Annotated in this window: 18 protein-coding genes; 14 read left to right on the top strand and 4 right to left on the bottom strand. The window is 62.1% G+C overall.

Annotation, left to right across the window (positions count from 1 at the left end; genetic code table 11):
• Window positions 1–46: 46 nt before the first annotated feature.
• Entirely contained in the window at window positions 47–1,231 is a 1,185-nt protein-coding gene (hmpA, locus tag MC269_RS04530) for an NO-inducible flavohemoprotein (protein WP_239954177.1), read from the bottom strand.
• 332 nt (window positions 1,232–1,563) lie between these two features.
• Here hmpA and glyA point away from each other — a divergent pair, with 332 nt between their 5' ends.
• Both glyA and MC269_RS04540 read left to right on the top strand, forming a co-directional pair.
• Window positions 1,564–2,817, top strand: a complete 1,254-nt coding sequence (glyA, locus tag MC269_RS04535; RefSeq protein ID WP_239954178.1) for a serine hydroxymethyltransferase — start codon at window positions 1,564–1,566, stop codon at window positions 2,815–2,817.
• A gap of 113 nt (window positions 2,818–2,930) precedes the next feature.
• On the top strand, window positions 2,931–4,070 hold the full coding sequence (locus MC269_RS04540; protein WP_239954180.1) for a 3-phenylpropionate MFS transporter: 1,140 nt from the start codon (window positions 2,931–2,933) through the stop codon (window positions 4,068–4,070).
• Here the strand turns inward: MC269_RS04540 and csiE are convergent.
• Entirely contained in the window at window positions 4,067–5,335 is a 1,269-nt protein-coding gene (gene csiE, locus MC269_RS04545) for a stationary phase inducible protein CsiE (RefSeq protein WP_239954183.1), read from the bottom strand. The two genes, MC269_RS04540 and csiE, sit on opposite strands and share 4 nt — an antisense overlap.
• Window positions 5,336–5,491: 156 nt before the next feature.
• Here csiE and MC269_RS04550 point away from each other — a divergent pair, with 156 nt between their 5' ends.
• The 3 genes from MC269_RS04550 to MC269_RS04560 all read left to right on the top strand — a co-directional run bounded on the left by MC269_RS04550 (window position 5,492) and on the right by MC269_RS04560 (window position 8,319).
• Window positions 5,492–6,118 carry a DUF1007 family protein gene (locus MC269_RS04550; RefSeq protein WP_239954185.1) on the top strand — a complete coding sequence of 209 codons (627 nt, stop codon included), beginning with the start codon at window positions 5,492–5,494 and terminating at the stop codon, window positions 6,116–6,118.
• Window positions 6,109–7,092 carry a nickel/cobalt transporter gene (locus MC269_RS04555; RefSeq protein WP_239954187.1) on the top strand — a complete coding sequence of 328 codons (984 nt, stop codon included), beginning with the start codon at window positions 6,109–6,111 and terminating at the stop codon, window positions 7,090–7,092. The genes MC269_RS04550 and MC269_RS04555 overlap by 10 nt, the downstream gene beginning before the upstream one ends.
• A gap of 213 nt (window positions 7,093–7,305) precedes the next feature.
• A complete protein-coding gene (locus MC269_RS04560) occupies window positions 7,306–8,319 on the top strand; it encodes an MFS transporter (protein WP_081141469.1) in 1,014 nt (337 codons plus the stop codon).
• Between the two features lie 50 nt (window positions 8,320–8,369).
• Here the strand turns inward: MC269_RS04560 and suhB are convergent, their stop codons facing one another.
• Window positions 8,370–9,173 carry an inositol-1-monophosphatase gene (gene suhB, locus MC269_RS04565; RefSeq protein WP_081141471.1) on the bottom strand — a complete coding sequence of 268 codons (804 nt, stop codon included), beginning with the start codon at window positions 9,171–9,173 and terminating at the stop codon, window positions 8,370–8,372.
• A 121-nt stretch (window positions 9,174–9,294) separates the two neighbouring features.
• On the opposite strand from suhB, the gene trmJ reads away from it, so the two are divergent.
• From trmJ to sseB, 5 genes are all read left to right on the top strand, one after another.
• A complete protein-coding gene (trmJ, locus tag MC269_RS04570; protein ID WP_081141473.1) occupies window positions 9,295–10,032 on the top strand; it encodes a tRNA (cytosine(32)/uridine(32)-2'-O)-methyltransferase TrmJ in 738 nt (245 codons plus the stop codon).
• A gap of 133 nt (window positions 10,033–10,165) precedes the next feature.
• Window positions 10,166–10,663, top strand: coding sequence for a Fe-S cluster assembly transcriptional regulator IscR (iscR, locus tag MC269_RS04575; RefSeq protein ID WP_081141475.1), 498 nt, complete (start codon window positions 10,166–10,168; stop codon window positions 10,661–10,663).
• 88 nt (window positions 10,664–10,751) lie between these two features.
• Entirely contained in the window at window positions 10,752–11,918 is a 1,167-nt protein-coding gene (locus MC269_RS04580; protein WP_239954189.1) for an IscS subfamily cysteine desulfurase, read from the top strand.
• A 155-nt stretch (window positions 11,919–12,073) separates the two neighbouring features.
• On the top strand, window positions 12,074–13,360 hold the full coding sequence (pepB, locus tag MC269_RS04585) for an aminopeptidase PepB (protein ID WP_239954191.1): 1,287 nt from the start codon (window positions 12,074–12,076) through the stop codon (window positions 13,358–13,360).
• Window positions 13,361–13,408: 48 nt separating this feature from the next.
• On the top strand, window positions 13,409–14,173 hold the full coding sequence (gene sseB / locus MC269_RS04590; RefSeq protein WP_239954193.1) for an enhanced serine sensitivity protein SseB: 765 nt from the start codon (window positions 13,409–13,411) through the stop codon (window positions 14,171–14,173).
• Window positions 14,174–14,204: 31 nt separating this feature from the next.
• On the opposite strand, the gene sseA is transcribed toward sseB, so the two are convergent.
• A complete protein-coding gene (gene sseA / locus MC269_RS04595; protein ID WP_239954195.1) occupies window positions 14,205–15,044 on the bottom strand; it encodes a 3-mercaptopyruvate sulfurtransferase in 840 nt (279 codons plus the stop codon).
• A 141-nt stretch (window positions 15,045–15,185) separates the two neighbouring features.
• On the opposite strand from sseA, the gene MC269_RS04600 reads away from it, so the two are divergent.
• The 4 genes from MC269_RS04600 (at window position 15,186) to MC269_RS04615 (ending at window position 24,356) form a co-directional block, all read left to right on the top strand.
• Window positions 15,186–20,069 carry an alpha-2-macroglobulin gene (locus tag MC269_RS04600; RefSeq protein ID WP_239954197.1) on the top strand — a complete coding sequence of 1,628 codons (4,884 nt, stop codon included), beginning with the start codon at window positions 15,186–15,188 and terminating at the stop codon, window positions 20,067–20,069.
• A gap of 3 nt (window positions 20,070–20,072) precedes the next feature.
• Complete coding sequence (gene pbpC / locus MC269_RS04605) at window positions 20,073–22,397, top strand: peptidoglycan glycosyltransferase PbpC (protein WP_239954199.1); 2,325 nt, start codon at window positions 20,073–20,075, stop codon at window positions 22,395–22,397.
• A 171-nt stretch (window positions 22,398–22,568) separates the two neighbouring features.
• Complete coding sequence (ndk, locus tag MC269_RS04610; RefSeq protein WP_003848684.1) at window positions 22,569–23,000, top strand: nucleoside-diphosphate kinase; 432 nt, start codon at window positions 22,569–22,571, stop codon at window positions 22,998–23,000.
• Window positions 23,001–23,186: 186 nt separating this feature from the next.
• A complete protein-coding gene (locus MC269_RS04615; protein ID WP_239954201.1) occupies window positions 23,187–24,356 on the top strand; it encodes a bifunctional tRNA (adenosine(37)-C2)-methyltransferase TrmG/ribosomal RNA large subunit methyltransferase RlmN in 1,170 nt (389 codons plus the stop codon).
• Window positions 24,357–24,401: the final 45 nt, after the last annotated feature.

Consider the following 24,401-nt stretch of genomic DNA (forward strand, 5'->3'; position numbering starts at 1 on the left):
GCCAGTAAAAGGCCGCCTGATAAGGCGGCCTTTTTCACACTCAGGGTTACAGCCCTTTATGCGGCCCAAACACTTCATAGTGAATGCGTGACGCCTCTACGCCCGAGTCGCGCAGCTGACCGGCGACAAACTGCATAAAGCCCACCGGTCCGCACAGCCAGAACTGCGTGCGCGCATCCTGTAACCGCGCGGATTCGCTGGCCAGATCCAGGGTGCCTTCGGCGTCGAAACGGCCTGCGTCAGCGGCTTCCGGCACGCGATACCAGACGCGCTTACTGAAATCGCGCAGGCGAGCGCCGGTTTGCGCCACTTCATCGGCAAAGGCGTGCTGCGCGCCGTTTTCCGTGGCGTGCAGCCAGGTTACCGGCGCGGCGTGCTGCTGCTCGGCCAGCGCGTGCAGCATCGCCAGCGTCGGCGTGACGCCGACGCCCGCCGAAATCAGCGCCACTGGCGTATCGGTCGTGACATCCATAAAGACGTCGCCGTGCGGCGCGGTCAGCTCCAGCACATCGCCCACCTGCGCTTTGTCATGCAGCCAGCCGGAAACGCTGCCCTGCGCGTCGCGCTTCACCGCGATACGGTAGGTTTTGCCGTTGCTGGTGTGGGTCAGAGAGTACTGGCGATTCTGCTGAAAGGCGAATTCCACAGGATGCAGCTGCACGGTGAGATACTGGCCTGGCTTAAACGGTGCGACAAGGCCGCCATCCACCGGCGTCAGGGTAAAGCTCTTAATCACCGCGCTCTGCGCCTCGATGGCGCTAATGCGGAAGGCGCGCGTGCCGCGCCAGCCGCCCTGCAGTTGTTCGGTTTCCTGATAAATCGCCTCTTCACGCTGGATAAACACATCCGCCAGCACGCCATAGGCGCGTCCCCATGCCGCCAGCACTTCCTCGCCCGGATTCAGCAGCTCTTTAATCGTCGCCAGCAGGTTTTCGCCAACGATGGCGTACTGCTCTGGCTTAATCAGCAGGCTGGTGTGTTTCTGCGCGATTTTTTCTACCGCCGGCAGCAGCGCCGCCAGATTATCGAGATTCGCCCCATAGGCGCAGATGGCGTTAAACAGCGCTTCGCGCTGATCGCCGTTGCGCTGGTTGTTCATATTGAACACGTTTTTCAGTTCGGGATGCTGCGACAGCATGCGGTCATAAAAATGCGCGGTCAGTTTTGGTCCGACGGCGGCAACAGCGGGAAGAGTCGATTTCACGGTGGCGATGGTTTGTGCGTCAAGCATGGGAGGATCCTCGAGTTACTTAAAGTTGTATTTTAAATACATGTTATGATCGCGCATCAAAGCTTGTAAATAACCCGCAGGGAAATCAGGGGGTTTTGGTGGCAAGCTTTAGGTACAAATTAAAAAAATCTGCGTCACAACCTGAGGAAAAATCGTGGTAATGCCAGCAGGCGGAAAAGCGTAAAAAACCTTTGCCAGCGGCTAGCCAATCGTTTGCGTGTCAGGGCGAATTGGCGCTACCGTCCCCTGGCAAAACGGTTTACACTGTTGGCCTTTGCTCCTTAAGGGAGCCTAAACCGCCGTTAAAAAGTTAGCTGAGTCAGGAGATGCGGATGTTAAAGCGTGAAATGAACATTGCCGATTATGATGCCGAGTTGTGGCAGGCGATGGAGCAAGAGAAAGTGCGTCAGGAAGAGCACATTGAACTGATTGCTTCTGAAAACTACACCAGCCCACGTGTAATGCAGGCGCAAGGTTCGCAGCTCACCAATAAATACGCGGAAGGGTATCCGGGAAAACGCTACTACGGCGGTTGTGAATATGTCGACATCGTTGAGCAGCTGGCCATCGATCGCGCGAAAGCGCTGTTCGGCGCCGATTTCGCCAACGTGCAGCCGCACTCCGGATCGCAGGCTAACTTCGCCGTCTACACCGCGCTGCTGCAGCCGGGCGACACCATCCTGGGTATGAACCTGGCGCACGGCGGTCACCTGACTCACGGTTCGCCGGTCAACCTCTCCGGCAAGCTTTACAACGTCGTGCCTTACGGCATCGATGAGAGCGGCAAAATCGACTACAACGAACTGGCCGAACTGGCGAAAACCCATCAGCCGAAAATGATCGTCGGCGGCTTCTCAGCCTATTCCGGTGTCTGCGACTGGGCGAAAATGCGTGAAATCGCTGACAGCGTCGGCGCTTACCTGTTCGTCGATATGGCGCACGTGGCGGGCCTGGTGGCCGCTGACGTCTATCCGACGCCCGTGCCGCATGCGCACATCGTCACCTCGACCACCCATAAAACCCTGGCGGGTCCGCGCGGCGGCCTGATCCTGGCGAAAGGCGGCGACGAAGATCTTTACAAGAAACTCAACTCTGCCGTCTTCCCGGGCGGGCAGGGCGGTCCGCTGATGCACGTTATCGCCGGTAAGGCGGTGGCGTTCAAAGAGGCGATGGAGCCGGAGTTCAAAACCTACCAGCAGCAGGTGGCGAAGAACGCTAAAGCGATGGTGGAAGTGCTGATCGAGCGCGGCTACGACATCGTCTCAGGCGGTACCCATAACCACCTGTTCCTGATCGATCTGGTAAGCAAAAACCTGACCGGTAAAGAAGCGGATGCCGCGCTGGGCCGCGCCAATATTACCGTCAATAAAAACAGCGTGCCGAACGACCCGAAAAGTCCGTTCGTCACCTCTGGCGTGCGTATCGGGACCCCTGCCGTAACCCGTCGCGGCTTTAAAGAGGCGGAAGTGCGCGAGCTGGCTGGCTGGATCGCCGACGTGCTGGACAACGTTAACGACGAAGCGACCATCGAACGCATCAAGCAGAAAGTGCTGGACGTCTGCGCGCGTCTGCCGGTTTACGCCTGAGCATTTAGCGTGTGACCGCGATAAAGGATGGCCTCGGCCATCCTTTTTTATTGCCGCTTTTAGGCTAAAGTAGCGCGCAATTCTTATTATGGACGGTTACTGCGGGAGGCAGAATGGCGATCGGCTCGGCAAAATGGCTCGGTCTCGGCTATTTCACTTACTTTTTTTGCTACGGCATCTATTTGCCGTTTTGGGGCGTCTGGTTAAAGGGCATCGGACTCGACGCGGAAAAAATCGGGTTGCTGCTCGGCTGCGGCATGGTGGCGCGCTTTATGGGCAGCCTGCTGATCGCATCGCAGGTGAAGCATCCGGCGCAGCTGATCACCGCGCTGCGGCTGCTGGCGCTGATGACCTGCCTGTTTGCCGCTGGCTACTGGGTCGGGCAGCAGTGGCTGTGGCTGCTGCTGGTGATGGTGGGCTTCAATCTTTTCTTCTCGCCGCTGGTGCCGCTCAGCGATGCGCTGGCCGCCACCTGGACGCAGCAGATTGGACTGAAGTACGGTCCGGTGCGGCTGTGGGGCTCGCTGGCGTTCGTCATCAGCTCGGCGCTGACCGGGCTGCTGGTGAATCACTGGTCGTCGCAGGCGATCCTGGCGCTGCTCTCGGTCGGCGTGCTGGCGATGCTGGGCGGCATGCTGTTGCCGCCGCTTACCCAACCGCAGGGGGAAGAGCGCCACGACGCGACGGGCGGCGGCTGGCGGGCGTGGCGCGATTTGCTGCGTGAAAACAGCGTATGGCGCTTTATGCTGTGCGTCACGCTGCTGCAGGGGGCGCACGCCGCCTATTACGGCTTCAGCGCCATCTGGTGGCAGCAGAGCGGCTACTCCTCTTCGGTGGTGGGCTATCTCTGGTCGCTTGGTGTAGTCGCGGAGATTGTGGTGTTCGCTCTGAGCAATCGCCTGTTCCGTCGCTGGCGCGCGCGCGATCTGCTGCTGCTCTCCGGCCTCTGCGCGCTGGCGCGCTGGTCGCTGCTGGGGGCGACGACGGAACTGCCCTGGCTGATTGTGGGACAGATCCTGCACTGCGGCAGCTTTACCGTCTGCCATCTGGCGGCGATGCGCTTTATCGCCGCGCGCAGCGGACCAGACGTGATTCGTCTGCAGTCGATCTACTCGGCGCTGGCGATGGGCGGCGGCATCGCGGTGATGACCATGATCTGCGGCGTGCTGTTTACCCCGCTGCAGGGCCACCTTTTCTGGCTGATGGCGCTGGTGGCGCTGCCGGCGCTCTTTTTGCGTCCGCGCGCGGCTTAAGCTTCCAGCAGCGCCCGAATACGCTGCTGCTGATGTTCGCTCAGCGGCAGCTCGGCGTGGATCAGCGGCGGTGAATAGAGCGGCAGCGAGGTTGCGTAAGGGGAGATCACCAGCGCAATCTCGCGCGGCGCGCCGTCGCGCTGGAAGTCCGCCATATCCTGATACTTGATATTAATCGGCAGCAGGGAGATTTCGCGGATCTGCTGCTCTAGCTGCTGTTCAAGGCAGGGATCGTCGCCGGTCAGCAGCAGCACCTGCTTCTCCTGCAGCGCGCTCTCCTGCATCAGCCAGGCGCCGAAGATCACCGCAATCAGGCTCACCTCTTCCTGACTGAAACGCAGATTGTAATGGGCCTCAAAATCGGTCAGCGCCTGCTGCGTGGTGCGCAGCAGGCGCGGATAGAGCTTCGTCACCTCCAGCGCCACGCTGTTATCAATGCCGATACCGAAATGAGAGCGGTCGAGCGCCTGCGCCAGATGGGTATAGAGCTGCTCCGTCAGCTCCTGAGGTTCAGCGAAGCGCAGCGCCGCAAGCTGTTCGAACGCGGCAATAAGCCGCTGCGTCGCCTGCATCAGACGCTGGCTGGTGGGATGATGCAGCGTGTCGGGGCCCGGCGCGTGGATCAGGCTGAACAGCAGCGTCCAGAAGTCCGCCTCGCTGATATGCGGCGCCAGATGGCAGCGCTTTTGCCAGTGAAGAATCACATCCATCGCCGCCTCGCGCTCATATTTTTCCTGTAGCCAGGCGAGCTGGCGCGCGTTAAACAGGGCGGGCTGGCGCTGCATCAGACCGTACTTCATAAAGATTTGCAGAAACAGGCGATCGCGCGCGCTGAAGTCGCGCGACAGCTTCAGGCTGCAGTGCTGGATCAGCGCCTGCAGGTTGATCTCGTCGTAGAGCGCCTTCTCAATTTTCATCACTTTGAGCCGCTGCCGCAGCGGCGCAGCAAAATGGTCGCGTACGAAAGATTCCGACAAACGCAGCCCGCGCCGCAGCCAGTGCAGCAGGCAGAGTCGCCGATCCAGCTCGGTGCCGTGAATACGAAAGCTGCCGTCCACCATCTGATGCAGTTCAAGCTGGTGATAGCGCTGTATCTCCTCCCCGACATCTTCGATATCCTGTCGGGCGACAGCAGCGTCAACCCCATTCAACTGACAGAGTTTTTCAAGCGTGAGCGCGGGCGTGGGAAGATATAACAGCAGCAGCAAATGGCAACGGCGCTGTGATCGGGTGAAGAGTGGTGCCGAAGAGGGAGCAGAACTCATCAGTCTAGATTCCAGCGGTCCGGTATTGCGCTAAGAATAGCCAATGGCGAAAAAGCCCGCGGCTCTGGTCTGGTTTTTTCTGCAATGCTTCAGCACGGGTCACAATTTTTTGTTACTTATATGCGCTTTCAACGAGGAATGTAACTTTATAACATTATGAGAGGCCTTCTTTTAACGCTGCTGCTGCTGATGAGCGTGGCCAGCTCCGCCCATCCGCACAGCTTTATCGACATGAAAACCGAACTGCTTGCCAACGACGAAACCCTTACCGGACTAAAAATGAGCTGGACAATGGACGAAATCACCTCAGCCGATCTGCTCTATGACGCGGGCGACGCGAAGCCGGGCAGCGAGGCGTGGAAAAAGCTGGCGGCAGAGGTGATGGCGAACGTGCTGGGCCAGCACTACTTTTCCGAAGTGTGGCACAACGGCCAGCGCGTCAAATTCCTTAATTTGCCGACCAGCTACGGCCTGTCGCGCAGCGGCAACAAAGCGGTGCTGGAATTTACCTTGCCGCTGGCGGAACCGCCGCCGTTCGCAGGCCAGCGTTTCGAGATCCTGACCTTCGATCCCACCTATTTCGTCGATATGACCTATGAGAACGCCGGCGCGCTCAGCCTGCCGAAAGCGCTACAGGCGCGCTGTCAGCTTGCTCTGCAAACGCCGAAGCCGGACGATAACCTGAAGCAGTACGCGCTGTCGCTGGACAAGGCCGACGCGCCGCCCGAGCAGATGGACCTGGGACGACAGTTCGCGCAAAAGGTGACGCTGACATGTCGCTAACGCTTTCCGCCTCCCGCGCGCGGCGCGTCTGGCCGCTGGCGCTGCTGGCCGTGGCGCTGGCGGGGGCCGCCTTTGCGCTGTGGCAGCACTGGCCGCAGATCCTGCTGCAAAGCGTTATCTGGCAGAAAGGGCTGCATCAGCAGATGACTCAGCTGCTGCAACAGGTCAAAACCGATCCCCGTCAGGCAGGCGCGATGCTAATGCTGTTCAGCCTGGCCTACGGCGTGCTGCATGCGCTGGGGCCGGGCCACGGCAAAGTGGTCATCACCACCTTTCTCGCGACGCATCCGGCGCGTCTGACGACGACGCTAAGGCTGACGCTGCTGGCGTCGCTGCTGCAAGGCGCCGTGGCGATTGGGCTGGTGACGCTTATGCTGGTGATATTACAAACCTCCTCGCGCCAGCTGCATCTGAGCAGCTACTGGCTGGAGAAGGGCAGTTATCTGCTGGTGATAGGGCTGGGCCTGTGGATCGGCACCCGGGCAATAAAGCGCCTGTGGCGCCAGCGGCGGCCGCGCGCGGCGGTGACAATCCATCGCCTGCGCGCCGCGCATCAGCACGACGCGCACTGCGGCTGTGGGCATGCCCATGTGCCGAGCGCGCAGCAGGTTGCCGGCGCGGTCAGCGTCAAAACCCAGCTGCTGCTGGTGGCATCGATGGGGCTGCGTCCCTGTTCGGGCGCCATCATGATGCTGCTCTTTTCGCGCGTTATCGGTGTCTATCTGTGGGGCGTGTTGTCGGCTGTGGCGATGGCGCTGGGCACGGCGCTGACCATTTCGGCTATCGGCCTGCTGGTGCAGCGTTCGCGGGCGCTGGCGCAGCGGCTGGGCGCAAACAGCGGCGCGGCTTCCACGGCGGCGCTGGCAATACCTCTGCTGGCGCTGATCGGCAGCGCGCTGCTGATCGCGGCAGGCCTGGCGTTATGGCAGAGCGCCGCGCCCGGCATCGGCGGCGGGCTGCGCGCTTTCGCCTGAACGATATAGCAAGCGAAGCAGATAAAGTATTATTTTTTGCCTTTGCTTTATCGCGCTTTGCTTATCACATGCTTTGCGCTGCGCTAATCGCACTATATTGCTGCGGATGGTGGTGAAAATAGTTTTCTCGTCTACGCTAAATAACACAACCGGATGTTATGTCCCTTTAATAATATTGATTATTTAACGTTGTCTGTTGCGAGGAGAACTACCATGCACGAAACCCGGATTAATAATGGTACAACAGAAACCATTACTGAAACGCACGCGGGATTACCGTTAAAACGTATTTCCTGGAGCGCAGTATTCGCTGGGGTAATTGGCGCACTGATTGTCCATATTTTACTGACGCTGCTCGGCACTGCCATCGGCGCCACCACGGTCGATCCGCAGCAGGAACAAAATCCGCTGCAGCATCTCGGCACCGGCGCCCTGATCTGGACCGGCGTCAGCATGTTAATCGCGATGGCAGTGGGTAGCTACCTTGCGGGCCGTCTGGCGCAGCGTGAAGGCGCGCTGCACGGTCTGCTGATGTTTGGCCTGAGCACCTTATTCACCATCTGGCTGGCGGTCTCTTTAGCCAGCAGCCTGATTGGCGGCGCGTTCAATATTATTGGCGCGGGTTTCCAGGCGGTGGGCAGCGGTATTTCCGCCGCGGCGCCAACGGTTACCGATTATGCCAAACAGAAGCTACAGGAAAATAATATCAATCTGGACGATCTGCAAAATGAATTGCAGACTACCCTGCGCCAGACCGGCAAACCTGAGTTGCAGCCGGAGAATTTAAAGCAGGATGCGAACAACGAAGCGAATAATGCAGAGAACCAGGCGAAAAACACCGCGCAAAATCCGCAGAATGCTGATACCGATATTACCAACTGGATTAGCGGCGTGATGAATCGTCATGCTGATACGCTGCAGGCGGCTGACCGCGACGCGCTGAAAAATATTATCAAGGCGCGCACCGGCAAGAGCGATCAGGAAGTTGAGCAGATCGTTAGCCAGACCGAACAGAGCTATCAGAAAGCGATGCAGCAGTATCAACAGCTGAAGCAGCAGGCAGAGCAGAAAGCGCGCGAAGCGGCGGAGCAGGCTGCGGCGGCAACCGCGAAAGCGAGCTGGTACGCCTTCTTTATGCTGCTGATTGAAGCGGTGCTGGCAGGGGTGATGGGACGCGTAGGTCGTCGTACTCAGCCGCGTCAGGTGCTGAGTCATGAACGTCGTTAAGATTGAGATTTAGCTAATAAAAAGGCGGCTGAAAAGCCGCCTTTTTCATTTTAGCGCTTCAGCGCTTCGCTCAGCTCGTCACGCATGCTGGAGAGCAGCGATTTCACCACGCGCGGATTGCCCGCCACGATGTTGCCCGAGTGCATATAACCGTGGCCGCCGGTAAAGTCCGTCACCAGACCACCCGCTTCGCGCACCAGCAGTTCGCCTGCGGCGAAATCCCACGGCTTCAGGCCGATCTCAAAGTAACCGTCGACGCGGCCGGCGGCGACATAGGCCAAATCCAGCGCGGCGGAGCCGGTGCGGCGGAAATCAGCACACTGGGTAAACAGCTTCGCCACCAGGTTGATATAGGCAGGCGCGTGCTGCTTGGTCTTGAACGGGAAGCCGGTGGCGAGAATAGTGCCGTCGAGGTCGCGCGCGGTGCTGCCGCGCAGACGATAGCCGTTAAGCTGCGCGCCCTGACCACGAACCGCGGTAAAGAGTTCGTTGCGCATCGGATCGTACACCACGGCCACTTCGGTGCGGCCTTTGATGCGTACGGCGATAGAAACAGAGAAATGCGGCAGGCGTTTGATAAAATTGGTGGTGCCATCCAGCGGATCGATAACCCATTGAATGTCCTGATCATCGCCCGGCAGTTCGCCACTCTCTTCCGTTACGATAGAGTGCTGCGGGTATGATTTGCGAATCACTTCGATAATCAGTCGTTCTGCATCACGGTCAACATTGGTAACAAAGTCGTTGCTGCCTTTCTGGCTCGCTTCGACCGCGTCCGGGGTTTCATAATTCTTGGCAATCAGGTTGCCGGCCTTGCGCGCAGCGCGCACGGCGATGTTGAGCATCGGATGCATCGGTATCTCTCACTGGATGTTAAAGAACGAGGAAAAACGGCGCGGAGTATAGCAGCGCGTTCTTTAAATGTCTCGACTTATGTTAGCATGCTGCCCATCATTTCCTCACTGACGCCAATCTATGCTGCATAACATTCGAATTGTACTGGTGGAAACCTCTCACACCGGCAACATGGGCTCCGTGGCCCGCGCCATGAAAACCATGGGCCTGAGCAATCTCTATCTCGTTAACCCGCTGGTCAAGCCTGACTCGCAGGCGATCTCCCTGGCGGCGGGCGCCAGCGACGTTATCGGCGACGCCCAGATCGTCGATACGCTTGACGAGGCGATCGCCGGCTGCAGCCTGGTGGTCGGCACCAGCGCCCGATCCCGTTCGCTTCCCTGGCCGATGCTTGATGCGCGCGAATGCGGCGTAAAAAGCGTGGAAGAGGGCCAGCAGGCGCCGGTGGCGCTGGTGTTTGGCCGCGAACGCGTCGGCCTGACCAACGAAGAGCTGCAAAAGTGCCACTATCACGTCGCCATTCAGGCCAACCCGGAATACAGCTCGCTCAACCTGGCGATGGCGGTGCAGATTATCGCCTATGAAGTGCGTATGGCATGGCTGACGGCGCAGGAGAAGGCGCAGCCCGCGCCAGAATATGCTGAATCGCCCTATCCACTGGTGGACGATCTGGAGCGCTTCTATCACCACATGGAGCAGATGATGCTCAACAGCGGATTTATCCGCGAGGGCAATCCAGGCCAGGTGATGAGCAAGCTGCGTCGCCTCTACACGCGCGCCCGTCCCGAGCGCGACGAGCTGAATATCCTGCGCGGCATGCTCGCCTCGTTTGAAAAGCGCAAAGGCGAGAAAGAGTAGTTGAGTAAATTACTGGGTTAAATAGTTGAGCAAAATAGTAGGTTAAATAGTTGACCAAAACACTCGGGAATGTCAGACTTCGGCTATCTTTTGCTAATCCTCCGATAACCGGACGCTATTGAGGTAGTACGCTATGAGACTGACATCCAAAGGACGTTACGCCGTTACCGCCATGCTGGACGTTGCCCTGCATTCCCATGAAGGGCCGGTTCCGCTGGCTGATATTTCCGAGCGTCAGGGCATTTCGCTCTCCTATCTGGAGCAGTTATTCTCGCGTCTGCGCAAGCACGGCCTGGTGGCCAGCGTGCGCGGCCCAGGCGGCGGCTACCTGCTGGGCAAAGCGTCGAACGCCATCGCGGTGGGTGAAGTGATCACCGCCGTCGATGAGTCGGTCGACGCCACCAAGTGTCAGGGCAAAGAGGGTTGCCAGGGCGGCGAACGCTGCCTGACGCACGTGTTGTGGCGCGATCTCAGCGTGCGCATCAGCGAGTTCCTCAACAACATCACGCTGGCTGAACTGGTGAATAACCAGGAGATCCTCGACGTGGCCGATCGTCAGAATACTCAGGACAATCGTCGCTTCCAGAACAATCGCGTTCAGGAAATCAACGTTAATCTCCGCGCCTCCTGATCCCCCGCTTTGCGGCCCTTACTGCTAACGCGGTCAGGGCCGAATCTGCTATAAAGACGTATGATTTTCGATACGGAGCTTTAGCGCAATGAAATTACCGATTTACCTGGATTATGCCGCCACCACGCCGGCCGATCCGCGTGTGGCCAGCAAAATGATGCAGTTCCTGACGCTGGATGGCACCTTTGGTAATCCGGCTTCACGCTCGCACCGTTTCGGCTGGCAGGCGGAAGAGGCGGTAGACGTTGCGCGTAATCAGATCGCGGAGCTGGTCAACGCCGACCCGCGAGAGATCATTTTCACCTCCGGCGCCACCGAATCCGACAACCTCGCCCTGAAAGGCGCCGCCCATGCCCAGCGCGCGCGCGGCAACCATATCATTACCAGTCAGACCGAACATAAAGCGGTGCTCGACAGCTGCAAACAGCTGGAGAGCGAAGGCTTTAGCGTCACCTGTCTGGCACCGCCCGCTAACGGCATCATTACGCCGGATGCGGTGCAGGCGGCGCTACGCGACGACACCGTGCTGGTGTCGCTGATGCACGTCAATAATGAAATCGGGGTGATTCAGGATATCGCCGCCATCGGCGAAATCTGTCGCGCGCGCGAGATTCTTTTCCACGTCGACGCCACGCAGAGCGTCGGCAAGCTGCCGATCGATCTCAGCACGCTCAAGGTCGATCTGATGTCGTTCTCCGCCCACAAGCTCTACGGCCCGAAAGGCATCGGCGCGCTCTACGTGCGCCGTAAACCCAAAGTCACCCTTGACGCGCAGATGCACGGCGGCGGACACGAGCGCGGCATGCGCTCCGGCACGCTGCCGGTGCATCAAATCGTCGGCATGGGCGAAGCCTTCGCCCTGGCCCGCGAGGCGCGCGACAGCGAAATGGCGCGGCTGGCGACGCTGCGTGCCCGCCTGTGGCAGGGGCTGAGCGCGCTGGACAACGTGCAGCTCAACGGCGATCTGGCGCAGAGCGCGCCCACTATTCTTAATGTCAGTTTCGCAGGCGTTGACGGCGAATCGCTGATTATGGCGTTAAAAGACCTGGCGCTCTCATCGGGTTCGGCCTGCACCTCCGCCAGCATGGAACCCTCTTACGTGCTGCGCGCCATCGGGCTGGACGAGGCGCTGGCGCACAGCTCGCTGCGCTTCTCTCTCGGCCGCTTCACCACGGAAGAAGAGATCGACTACGCGATTGCGCTGGTGCAAAAGGTGGTGACCCGCCTGCGCGCGCCCGTGTCCGCCGCACGATAATAGTCGCGCCGTCGCCCGGTGAGGGCCGCAAACGGCGCGCCTTCCACCGGATCCGCTGGCGTCACCCGACAATATCTGTTATCAGGTCTGACGTTTAACCGCTAAAGCCTGCGCTTCTGGCTGGACGACACTTATTACGCATACGGAGTTTCGCGATGACAACACAACCGATGAACATTACGCTGAGCCACCAGCCCGCTGATGCGCGCTGGGGCGAAAAAGCGATTCTGACCAGCAACGACAGCGGCCTCACCATTCACCTGAGCGGCGCGGATCAGCTCAATACCATCCAGCGCGCGGCGCGTAAAATCGACGGGCAGGGCATTCGCCATGTGGCACTGAGCGGTGAAGGTTGGGATCTCGAGCCGTGCTGGGCGTTCTGGCAGGGCTACCGCGGGCCGAAAGGGCAGCGCAACGTGGCGTGGCCAACGCTCAACGAGCAGGATCAGGCGGAGTTTTCCCGCCGTCTGCGCATTATCGACTGGGTGCGCGACACCATTAACCTGCCGGCCGAAGAGCTGGGCCCGGAAGATCTGGCGCACAGCGCGATCGATCTGATCCGGGAAGTGGGCGGCGACGCGGTCAGCTATCGCGTCACGCGCGGCGACGACCTGCGCGAGCAGGGCTATCTCGGCCTGCACACCGTGGGTCGCGGCTCCAGCCGTCCGCCCGTGCTGCTGGCGCTGGACTACAACCCGAGCGGCGACGAGAGCGCGCCGGTTTTCGCCTGCCTGGTGGGTAAAGGCATTACCTTCGACACCGGCGGCTACAGCCTGAAGCAGAGCGCCTTTATGGACTCGATGAAGTCCGATATGGGCGGCGCGGCCACCGTAACCGGCGCACTGGCGCTGGCGATTGCGCGCGGCCTTAAGCAGCGCGTGAAGCTGTTCCTCTGCTGCGCCGACAATATGATCAGCGGCAACGCGTTCCGCCTTGGCGACATTATCCGCTACCGCAACGGCAAATCGGTCGAAGTGATGAACACCGATGCGGAAGGGCGTCTGGTGCTGGCCGACGGCCTGATCGACGCCAGCGAACAGCAGCCGACGCTGCTGATCGACGCCGCGACCCTGACCGGCGCGGCGAAAACCGCGTTGGGCAACGACTACCATGCGCTCTTCACCTTCGACGACGTGCTGGCGCAGTCGCTGATGGGCAGCGCCACCAGCGAGAACGAGCCGTTCTGGCGTCTGCCGCTGGCGGAGTTCCATCGCAGCCACTTACCGTCTAATTTCGCCGATCTCAACAATATTGCCAGCGCGGCGCATTCAGCGGGCGCCAGCAGCGCGGCGGCGTTCCTGTCGCACTTTGTCACCCGCTATCAGGAGGGCTGGCTGCACATCGACTGTTCGGCGACCTACCGCAAAGGCGCGGTCGATCAGTGGTCGGCGGGCGCAACCGGTATCGGCGTGCGCACCCTGGCGAACCTGCTGCTCAAGTAAAGGATCTGGCGACGGCGCGCGCCGTCGCCTTAGTGAGAAAGGCAAAACATGAACCGTCTTGAAGAAGTGCTGAAGCTGGCGGCGACCGAGCCAGCGCACCGTCCGGAATTTTTTCAGCTGCTGCTGGACGCCGACGTCTGGGTGCCGGGCGAAAGCACCGAAACCCAGTTCGCGGCGGATACGCCGGTCGAGCTGCAGCACTGGGAAAAAGAGGATGGCCGCAGCGTCATTCCGTTTTTTACCTCGCAGGAGGCGATGAGCGAGGCGATCGCGGGCGAGCAGGCTTATCTGCGCCTGCCGGTGCGCACGCTGTTTGAGATGACGCGCGGCGAAACGCTGTTCCTCAATCCCAAACTGCCGGCCGGCAAAGAGTTTTCTCCGGCGGAGATTGCGCATCTGCTGGGGGAAGAGGGCGACGCTCTGAGCCAGCAGACCGTGCTGGAAGGCGGCCACGCGCTGCTGCTGTCGGAGGTGGCGACGCCGCCCGCGCAGATGATCGACTCGCTGACGCAGCTGTTCAGCAAATACAAACAGGTGCGTCGCGCCTTTGTCGCCAGCATCCGCGAGCGCGCGGACGAGCAGCCCAATCTGCTGATCGGCATCGAGGCGGAAAGCGACATCGAGGCGATTATCCAGGCGGCGGGCCGCGTCGCAGCAGACACACTGCCGGAGGACGCGCCGATCGACATTTGCGAAGTGGTAGCGGACGAGAAGGGCATCAGCCACTTTTTTACCGCCCACATTACGCCGTTTTACGAGCGTCGCTGGGGCAGTTTCCTGCGCGACTTCAAAGGCAGTCCGCGCATTATCTGATTTGGGTGCGGCGTCCTGCCGCACCTGCTGTTTACTTCTCGATTGGCAGATCGTCCCGGCTGCCCCATTCGCCCCAGGAGCCGTCATAGAGCGCAACGTTGCGCGCCCCCAGCACGGTCAGCGCCAGTATCACCACCACGGCGGTCACGCCTGAACCGCAGCTCGCCACCACAGGCTTATCCAGCTTCACGCCCGCACGGGCGAAGATTTCGCGCAGCTCCGCTTCCGGCTTCAGCGCGCCGTTCACCACCAGCTCGTTCCAGGGCAGGTTAAGGCTGCGGGGAATATGGCCGCGATGCAGACCCGGACGCGGCTCATCCACCTCGGCGTTAAAGCGGTTCGCCGCGCGCGCGTCAACGATCTGCGCGCCGCCTTCGTGGCTGATCAGCAGCACATCGGTCAGGCGTTTAACCTGGGTCTCGTCGAAGGTCGCGTCGAATTCCCCTTCCGACAGCGCGACCGGTCCGGTGGCCAGCGGCAGATCGGCCGCTTTCCAGCCCTGCAGGCCGCCCGCCAGAATCGACACCTGTTCCACGCCGAACGCGCGCAGCATCCACCAGGCGCGCGGCGCGGAAAACAGGTTGCCCTCGTCGTAGACCACCAGATGCTTATCGCTGTTAACGCCCAGCTCGCGCATCGCCACGGCGAAACGCTCGGCGCGCGGCATCATATGCGGATAGGGGCTGGTGTGATCGGAAAGCGCTTCGATATCGAAAAAAGGCGCGTTCGGCAGATGACCCGCCAGATACTCCGCCGTGATATCGCGCACCGCCTCCTGGCCAGGGGGCAGCATGCGGGCATCCAGCACCTGCACGCTCTCCTCGGCGTAATGCTCCTGTAACCAGTCGGCGGAAACAAATATGGCTGTCATAGCAACCTCTTCTTATCGTCAGGAAAAGCCCAGTGTCGGGGAATGTGAAGGCTATCTCAAGGGCGGCATTGCTAAAATTGCGGGTTTGCGGTGAAATTGCGCGGCGAAATTATACCATCTGGGACGGGTAGGGGATTGACCATGGAAAGAGCTGTTAAACGGCTGCTCTCTGGCGTCGTGCTGGGCGCAGCGCTGCTGGGCGGTGCCACCTTTACGCTGACCGCCGCCGAGCCGACCGCGCAGCAGGCGGCGAAAACGCTGAGCGTGATCGACTTTTCTGAGCTGCAGCTGGACGGCGCGGCCGCGCTGGTGCTGACCTTCAACGCGCCGCTCGACGACAAGCAGGATTTCGCCGCGCAAATAACGCTGGTTGACGACCAAAGCGGCAAGGTCGACGGTAGCTGGGAGCTGGCGCAGAACGGCAAGTCGCTGCGCTTTCGCCATCCAGAACCTTCGCGCAAGCTGACGGTCAGCGTCGCGGCGGGCCTGCGCGCCGCCAGCGGCGCCACCTTAGCCAGCCCCTTTAGCCAGTCCCTGACCACGCGCGATATCCAGCCGATGGTCGGCTTTGCCAGCCGTGGTTCGCTGCTGCCGCTGCGCCTGACGCAGGGGCTTCCCGTGCTGGCGCTCAACGTTTCCAGCGTCGACGTCGATTTCTTCCGCGTTAAAAGCGCCGCGATGAATGACTTCCTCGCGCAGTGGAACTACGGCAACAATCTTTCTTACTGGCTGTCGCGCGAGCTGCTGAAAAACGCCGATCTGGTCTACACCGGCCGTTTCGACCTCAACCCGGCGCGCAACACGCGCGAGAAGCTGCAGCTGCCGCTGGCGGATGTGGCGCCGCTGAAGCAGCCGGGCGTCTATCTGGCGGTGATGAAACAGGCAGGCGCCTATAACTACACGCTGCCCGCGACGCTCTTTACCCTGAGCGACATCGGCCTGTCGCTACACCGCTTCCCCGGCGAACTGGAACTCTTTGCCCAGAGCCTGGCGAGCGGCGTCCCCCTTGCCGACGTCAGCGTGCAGCTGCTGGATGAGAAGGGGCGACAGCTGGCCAGCGGCGTCAGCGACGGCGACGGTCATCTGCGCCTGCCGGCGCAGGGGAAAGGCAAACTGCTGCTCGCCACGCAAAAGGGCCAGACCTCGCTGATTGACCTTAAGCTGCCCGCGCTCGATCTGGCGGAGTTTCCCGTCGCCGGCCCGCAGGGCTACGACAAACAGCTGTTTGTTTTTGGCCCGCGCGATCTCTATCGTCCCGGCGAAACGGTGATCGTTAACGCGCTGCTGCGCGATGCCGACGGCAAGCCGCTGCCCGCGCAGCCGCTCAAGGCCGAGGTGGTGCAGCCCAACGGCGAGGTGGCGCAATCCTTTGTCTGGCAGCCGGAGAACGGCTTCTATCAGCAGCGCTTCGCGCTGCCCGCTTCGGCGATGACCGGCGACTGGACGCTGCGCCTCAACAGCGGTGACGGCCAGCCGCGCAGCTGGACCTTTCACGTCGAAGATTTCCTGCCAGAGCGCATGGCGCTGACGTTGCAAAACAGCGACAGCCCGCTGTCGCCTGACGACGACGTCGTGTTCGCTGTTGAAGGCCGCTATCTCTACGGCGCGCCCGCGGCGGGCAACGAACTGCAGGCACAGCTGATGCTGCGACCGGCGCGTGAGGCGGTCGCCGCGCTGCCGGGCTACCAGTTCGGCGACATCATGGAAGAAGAGAGCAAACGCAACCTGGATGATATCGACGACACGCTGGACGACGAAGGCAAGCTGCAGCTGACGGTAGAGAGCGAGTGGGCGCAGATCCATTCGCCGCTGAACCTGATCCTGCAGGCGAGCCTGCTGGAGACCGGCGGGCGACCGGTCACGCGCCGCGTGACCCAGGCGATCTGGCCCGCGCCCGCGCTGCCCGGCATTCGTCCCTTGTTCAACAGCGAATCGGTCTATGACGACCGCTACGATCGCTACACCCAACAGCCGACGGTGCCGGAAAACAGCGTCGCCGACTTTGACGTGGTGTATGCCAACAGCAAAGGCGAGAAGCTGGCGGCAGAGGATCTTGAGGTGCGGCTGATCCGCGAACGGCGCGACTACTACTGGAGCTTCTCCGACAGCGAAGGCTGGCAGATGCGCCACGACGAGAAAGATCTGCAGGAAGAGGCGCAGCGTATTTCGCTGGCGGCGGGCAGCAGCCGGAAAGTGAGCTTCCCGGTGGAGTGGGGATCCTATCGTCTGGAGGTGCAGGCCGGGGAGAAGATCGTCTCCAGCGTCCGCTTTCGCGCAGGCTACTGGTGGGAAGACAACACCAACGGCACCGGCGCGCTGCGCCCGGATCAGGTGAAGCTTAAACTCGACAAAAGCGCCTTGCGTCCCGGCGAAACCGCCCATGTGCAGGTGGAGTCCCCGGCGGCGGGCAAAGGCTATCTGATGGTGGAGTCGAGCAGCGGCACGCTCTGGTGGCGGCCGATTAGCGTGCCGGCGGGCGGCGCGACCATTGACGTGCCGCTCGACCCCAACTGGACGCGCCATGACTTCTATCTCAGCGCCATTGTGGTGCGCGACGGCGATAAAGCCAGCGGCGCGACGCCGAAACGCGCCGTCGGTCTGCTGCATCTGCCAATGGCGACCGAGGCGCGGCGTCTCGACCTGACGCTGGACGCGCCGCCGAAAACGCGTCCTGACCAGACGCTAGACGTTAAGGTGAAGGCCAGTCGCGCCGGCGGCGAACTGCCGCAGCGCATTCAGGTGCTGCTGTCGGCGGTGGACAGCGGGGTGTTAAGCATCACCGACTATAAAACTCCCGATCCCTGGGAAGGGTTCTTCGGCCGCAAGCGCTATAACGCCGATCAGTATGACGTCTTCGGTCAGCTGATTGAGGGCGGCGGACGCCTGGCGGCGCTGCGCTTCGGCGGCGACGGCGACGATGACTCGGCTTCTCGCGGCGGGAAAAAGCCGCTGACCCAGGTCAATATCGTGGCGCAGCAGCTGCAGACCCTGACGCTGGATAGCAACGGCGAGGGCACGCTGGCGCTGCCGATCCCGCAGTTCAACGGCGAGCTGCGGCTGATGGCGCAGGCGTGGAGCGACGACAGCTTCGGCGCGGCGGATCGCAAAGTGGTGGTGGCCGCGCCGCTGATCAGCGAGCTGGCGACGCCGCGCTTTATGGCCAGCGGCGATCAGGCGATGCTGGCGCTCGATCTCACTAACCTCACCGACGTGCCGCAGTCGCTTAAGGTCGAGGTGCAAACCCAGGGGCTGCTGGCGCTGAGCGGCGCCGCGTCCCATCGCGTTCAGCTGGCGAAAGGGGCGCGCACCACGCTGCATATTCCGGTGAAAGCGCAGGGCGGCTTCGGTGAAGGCGCAGTGCAGGTGCGGGTCTCCGGGCTGACGCTGGCGGGCGAAGCGCTGGCCGACAGCCAGCGCAGCTGGACCATCGGCGTACGTCCCGCCTATCCGGCGCAGACGCTGAGTTTCGACGGCGAGATGCAGGCCGGGCAGAGCTGGCAGCTGCCCGCCAGCGCCTTTAGCGGGCTGCAGCCTGACACCCTGAGCGGCCAGCTCTCGCTCAGCAACCAGCCGCCGCTGAACATCGCCTCCTATATCAGCGCGCTGTACGCCTATCCCTACGGCTGCCTGGAGCAGACCGCCAGCGGCATCTGGCCGTCGGTGTTCACCAATCAGGCGCAGCTTCGCGCCATGGGCATCAAAACAGGCAGCGACGAAGCGCGCCGCGCCGCCGTCGACACCGGCATCGCGCGTCTGGCGGGCATGCAGCGCGGCAACGGCAGCTTCGGCCTGTGGAGCAAAGAAAGCGAAGAGGAGTTCTGGCTGAGCGCCTATGTCACCGATTTTCTGCTGCGCGCCAGCGAAGCGGGCTACGGCGTACCGGCTGAGACAATCGCCCGCGCCGACGAGCGGCTGCTGCGCTATCTGCAGGATCCGGCGCAGATCGACACACACGGCAGCAGCGACGAAGAGGCGCTGCGCTTTAGCGTGCAGGCCTACGCGGGTATGGTGCTGGCGCGTCAGCAGCAGGCGCCGCTTGGCGCGCTGCGCGCCCTCTACGAGAAGCGCGACAAGGCGAAATCGGGACTGGCACTGGCGCAGCTTGGCGTGGCGCTGAAGCTGATGGGCGATGCGCAGCGCGCCCAGCTGGCGCTGGCACAGGGCGTTGGCCTGACGCGCGCCTCAGACAACTGGCTGGGCGATTACGGCACGCCGCTGCGCGACCGCGCCCTGATCCTCGCGCTGCTGGCGGAGAATCAGCTGATGCCGGACGCGCAGCGCGCGCTGATGAACGATCTGGCGAAAGAGGCGCGCGGCCAGCGCTGGTTCTCAACCCAGGAAAACAACGCGCTGTTTCTCGCGGCGCGCACGCTGCAGCAGCATAAAGGCGAAGCCTGGCAGGCGACGCTGGCGGGCGAGGCGCAGCCGCTGGAGGGCAGTGCACCGCTGACGCAGGGATTGAATGAGAGTCAGCTGCAGCGCGGCGTGACGCTGACCAGCCGCAGCCAGGCGCCGCTCTACGGCGTGCTCAACGTGACCGGCTATCCGCTCGCCGCGCCGACGCCGATGCACAACGTGCTCAACATCACGCGCGACTACTTTACGCTCGACGGCAAACCGGCGGATCTCGATAACCTCAGCAGCGGCCAGCTGCTGGTGGTGCGGCTGAAGGTTTCCGCCAGCAAACGCGTCAGCGACGCGCTGGTGGTGGATCTGCTACCGGCCGGTCTGGAGCTGGAAAACCAGAACCTCAGCGACAGCAGCGCCAGCCTTGGCGACGGCGCGGATGCGCTGAAAGAGAGCATGATGGATATGCAGCAGGCGGATATCCGGCATATCGAATTCCGCGACGATCGCTTTGTCACGGCGCTGGCGCTGAGCGGCTACAAAACCGAGACGCTGCTCTATCTGGCGCGCGCCGTGACACCGGGCAGCTACCGGTTGCCGCCGCCGCAGGTCGAGTCGATGTACGTGCCGGAGTGGCGCGCGGTCGGCGCGACGCCGGAGAAAATTAGTGTCCGGTAAGCGATGAAGCAACAGGGCGGGAAAACGCGGTGGCGCTGGCTGCCGCTGGCTTTTTTAGCGCTTCTGCTGGCGCTGTTCGGGCTGGATTGGCTGTTTCCGCTGCCGCTGCGCGAGGTGCAGCCGGCGCGCGTGGTGGTGGCGGAAGATGGCACGCCGCTCTGGCGCTTCGCCGATCAGCAGGGCGTCTGGCGCTATCCGGTCACGCTCGATGAAGTAGCGCCCGCCTATCTTGAGGCGCTGCTCAACTATGAAGATCGCTGGTTCTGGCGTCATCCAGGCATCAACCCCGTGGCGGTTCTGCGTGCGGCGGGGCAGAACCTGCGCGCGGGCACCATTGTTTCCGGTGGCAGTACGCTGACGATGCAGGTGGCGCGTCTGATCGATCCGCAGCCGCGCACGCTGCGCGGCAAGGCGGTGCAGGCGTGGCGCGCGCTGCAGCTGGAGTGGCACCTGTCGAAGCGCGACATCCTGACGCTCTACCTGAATCGCGCGCCCTTTGGCGGCACGGTGGAAGGGGTGGGCGCGGCGAGCTGGATCTGGCTCGGCAAGCCGCCGTCTCAGCTGACGCAGGGCGAAGCCGCGCTGCTGGCGGTGCTGCCGCAGGCGCCCGGCCGGCTGCGTCCCGACCGCTGGCCGCAGCGCGCCGAAGCGGCGCGCAACAAGGTGCTGCGGCGGCTGGCGAAAAACCGCGTCTGGCCGCAGCAGCGGGTCGACGAGATCCTGCAGGAGCCAGTCTGGCTGCCGCCGCGCCAGATGCCGCAGACCGCGCCGCTGCTGGCGCGCCGTCTGCTACAGATCTCCCCGCAAAACAAGATTGTGTCGACGATCGATTTTTCACTGCAGCGCGAGCTGGAAAGCCTCGCCGCCGCGCTCAGGCCACAGCTGCCGCCGCACACCTCGCTGGCGATGCTGGTGGTGGATCACACCGATATGCGCGTGCGCGGCTATGTCGGCTCGGTGGATCTGCGCGACGACAGCCGTTTCGGCCATGTCGATATGATCGCCAGCGTGCGCTCGCCGGGATCGCTGCTGAAACCCTTTATCTACGGCATGGCGCTCGACGACGGCCTGATCCACGGCGAATCGTTGCTGCAGGACGTGCCGCGCCGCTTTGGCGACTACCGGCCCGGCAATTTCGACAGCGGCTTTCACGGCCCGGTCAGCGCCAGCGAGGCGCTGAAGCGATCGCTGAACCTGCCTGCGGTGCAGCTGCTGGACGCGCTTGGGCCGAAAAGCGTGACGGCGCGTCTGCGCAACGTGGGGCTGAACCTGCGCTTCCCGCCGGGCGCGGAGCCTAACCTGTCGCTGGCGCTGGGCGGAACCGGCACGCGTCTGGATGAGCTGGTAGCGGCCTACAGCGCCTTCGCCCGTCAGGGCAACGCCGCGCAGCTGCGCTGGCTGGCGGACCAGCCGCTGCAGCAGCGTCGCCTGCTGTCGCCGGGCGCAGCCTGGATCGTGCGACGCATGCTGGCGGGCGAGGCGCAACCCTCGGCCAGCGGCGCGGTGGGCGACATTGTGCCGCTGGCGTGGAAAACCGGCACCAGCTACGGCTACCGCGACGCCTGGACGATTGGCATTACGCCGCGCTATCTCATCGGCGTCTGGGTCGGCCGACCGGACGCCACGCCGGTCGCCGGGCAGTTCGGCTTCGCCTCGGCGGTGCCGGTGATGCATCAGGTGGCGAATCTGCTCGCCGGACATATGCCGGCCGGCGGCACGCCGCGCGATCCGCGTCCCGCCTCGGTCAGCGCGCAGAGTATCTGCTGGCCGGGCGGCCAGCCGCTGCCAGTTGGCGATGAGAACTGCCGCCAGCACCGTCAGAGCTGGGTGCTCAACCAGACCGTGCCGCCGACGCTGCTGGCGCCGGGTCAGGAGGGGATCAACGGCCTGCGGCTGCGCTACTGGCAAAACCCGCAGGGCGCGCGCGTGGCGGCAGACTGCCCCGACGCGCAGAGCCGCGAGCGGCTGATGTGGCCGCTGCCGCTCGAGCCCTGGCTGCCGCAGGCCGAGCGACGCGCGCAGCGCCTGCCGCCGATCGATCCCGCCTGTCCGCCATTGCAGCAGGGCAACGCGCCGCCGATGATCGTCACCGGCGTCATCAACGGACAGCATCTGCAGCCGCTGCCCGGCAACGCGGTGCTGCTGCTGCCGGTGGCGGTGCAGGGCGGGCAGGGCGCGCGGCGCTGGTGGTTTTTAAACGGCGAACCCGTGGAGCAAACGGAGGCGTCGAGCCGCGTGCAGCTGGCGCTGCGCGAGGCTGGCCCCTGTCAGCTGGTGGTGATGGATGAGGCGGGCCAGCTGGCCAGCGTCGCCTTTACCCGCGACTGAACCGCGGCCTGTTGCACAAAATTTGCCTGCCTGCACCGACGAAAATCAATAAATTTCCATAAATCATACGATAGCTAATAGGCAACGCCCGTTGATCTCCCTATAATCGGCGCGTTTTCTTACCGGGAGCGGGTTCCCGGTTTCTTCAGGATGCTAAAGACAGAGGTCAACATGGCAATCGAACGTACCTTCTCCATCATTAAACCAAACGCCGTTGCTAAAAACGTGATTGGCGCCATCTACAACCGTTTTGAGAGCGCAGGCTTCAAAATCGTTGGCGCTAAAATGCTGCAGCTGAGCAAAGAGCAGGCTGAAGGTTTCTACGCTGAGCACCAGGGCAAACCGTTCTTCGACGGCCTGGTCGAGTTCATGACTTCTGGTCCGGTTGTGGTGTCTGTGCTGGAAGGCGAAAACGCCGTTCAGCGTCACCGCGATCTGATGGGCGCCACCAACCCGGCTAACGCTCTGGCAGGCACCCTGCGCGCTGACTACGCAGACAGCTTCACCGAAAACGCCACCCACGGCTCTGACTCTGCCGAGTCTGCCGCGCGTGAAATCGCCTACTTCTTCGGCGAAAACGAGATCTGCCCGCGCACGCGTTAATCGCGTCGAGGCCAGCTGGAGCGCGCGCTTTACAAATTTGTTGCTAGCGCGTTGCCCTCTACCCTGGCATCACACCGCAGATGTTGTACAATATCGCGCCCTTGTTGAGCCTGGCTCAGCAAGGGCGTCTTTTTTTCCTATCCTTAACCAGAGCCATAACGTGTAATAACGAGGCCAGAGAACATTATGTCCGAACAGATTGTGACGCCGTCGTCCGCTTCCCCCGTTGTTGTCGCCCCTAAAAGCGAAAAAATTAACCTGCTCGATCTTAATCGCCAGCAGATGCGCGAGCTTTTCCTCTCGATGGGCGAAAAGCCGTTCCGCGCCGATCAGGTGATGAAGTGGATGTATCATTACTGCTGCGATGATTTCGAGCAGATGACCGACATCAACAAGGTGCTGCGCAACAAGCTGAGCCAGATCGCGGAAATTCGCGCGCCGGAAGTGGCGGAAGAGATGCGTTCCAGCGACGGCACCATCAAGTGGGCGATCCGCGTCGGCGATCAGCTGGTGGAAACCGTTTATATTCCGGAAGACGATCGCGCCACGCTCTGCGTCTCCTCGCAGGTGGGCTGCGCGCTGGAGTGTAAATTCTGTTCGACGGCGCAGCAGGGCTTCAACCGCAATCTGCGCGTCTCCGAGATCATCGGGCAGGTGTGGCGCGCGGCGAAAATCATCGGCGCCGCGAAGGTGACCGGCCAGCGTCCTATCACCAACGTGGTGATGATGGGTATGGGCGAGCCGCTGCTCAATCTCAACAATGTCGTGCCGGCGATGGAGATCATGCTGGACGACTTCGGTTTCGGCCTGTCGAAACGTCGCGTTACGCTCTCGACTTCTGGCGTGGTGCCGGCGCTGGATAAGCTGGGCGATATGATCGACGTCGCGCTGGCGATTTCCCTGCACGCGCCGAACGACAAGCTGCGCGACGATATCGTACCGATTAACAAGAAGTACAATATCGAAATGTTCCTCGGCGCGGTGAAGCGCTATCTGGCGAAATCAAACGCCAACCAGGGACGCGTCACCATCGAGTACGTGATGCTGGACCACGTCAACGACAGCACCGACGACGCCCATGAGCTGGCGGCGCTGCTGAAAGAGACACCGTGCAAAATTAACCTGATCCCGTGGAACCCCTTCCCGGGCGCGCCTTACGGCCGCAGCTCCAACAGCCGGGTCGACCGCTTCGCGAAAGTGCTGATGGAGTACGGCTTTACCACCATCGTGCGTAAAACCCGCGGCGACGACATTGATGCGGCCTGCGGACAGCTGGCGGGCGACGTGATCGACCGCACCAAGCGTACGATGCGTAAAAAAATGGCGGGCGAGCCCATCTCTGTGAAGGCGCTCTGAAAAAGGGAAAATAGCGATTTTACCGGGTCGTGACGCGTGGCAGTC

The organism is Pantoea sp. Z09, from assembly GCF_022394795.1.
Classification (GTDB): Bacteria; Pseudomonadota; Gammaproteobacteria; order Enterobacterales; family Enterobacteriaceae; genus Pantoea; species Pantoea latae.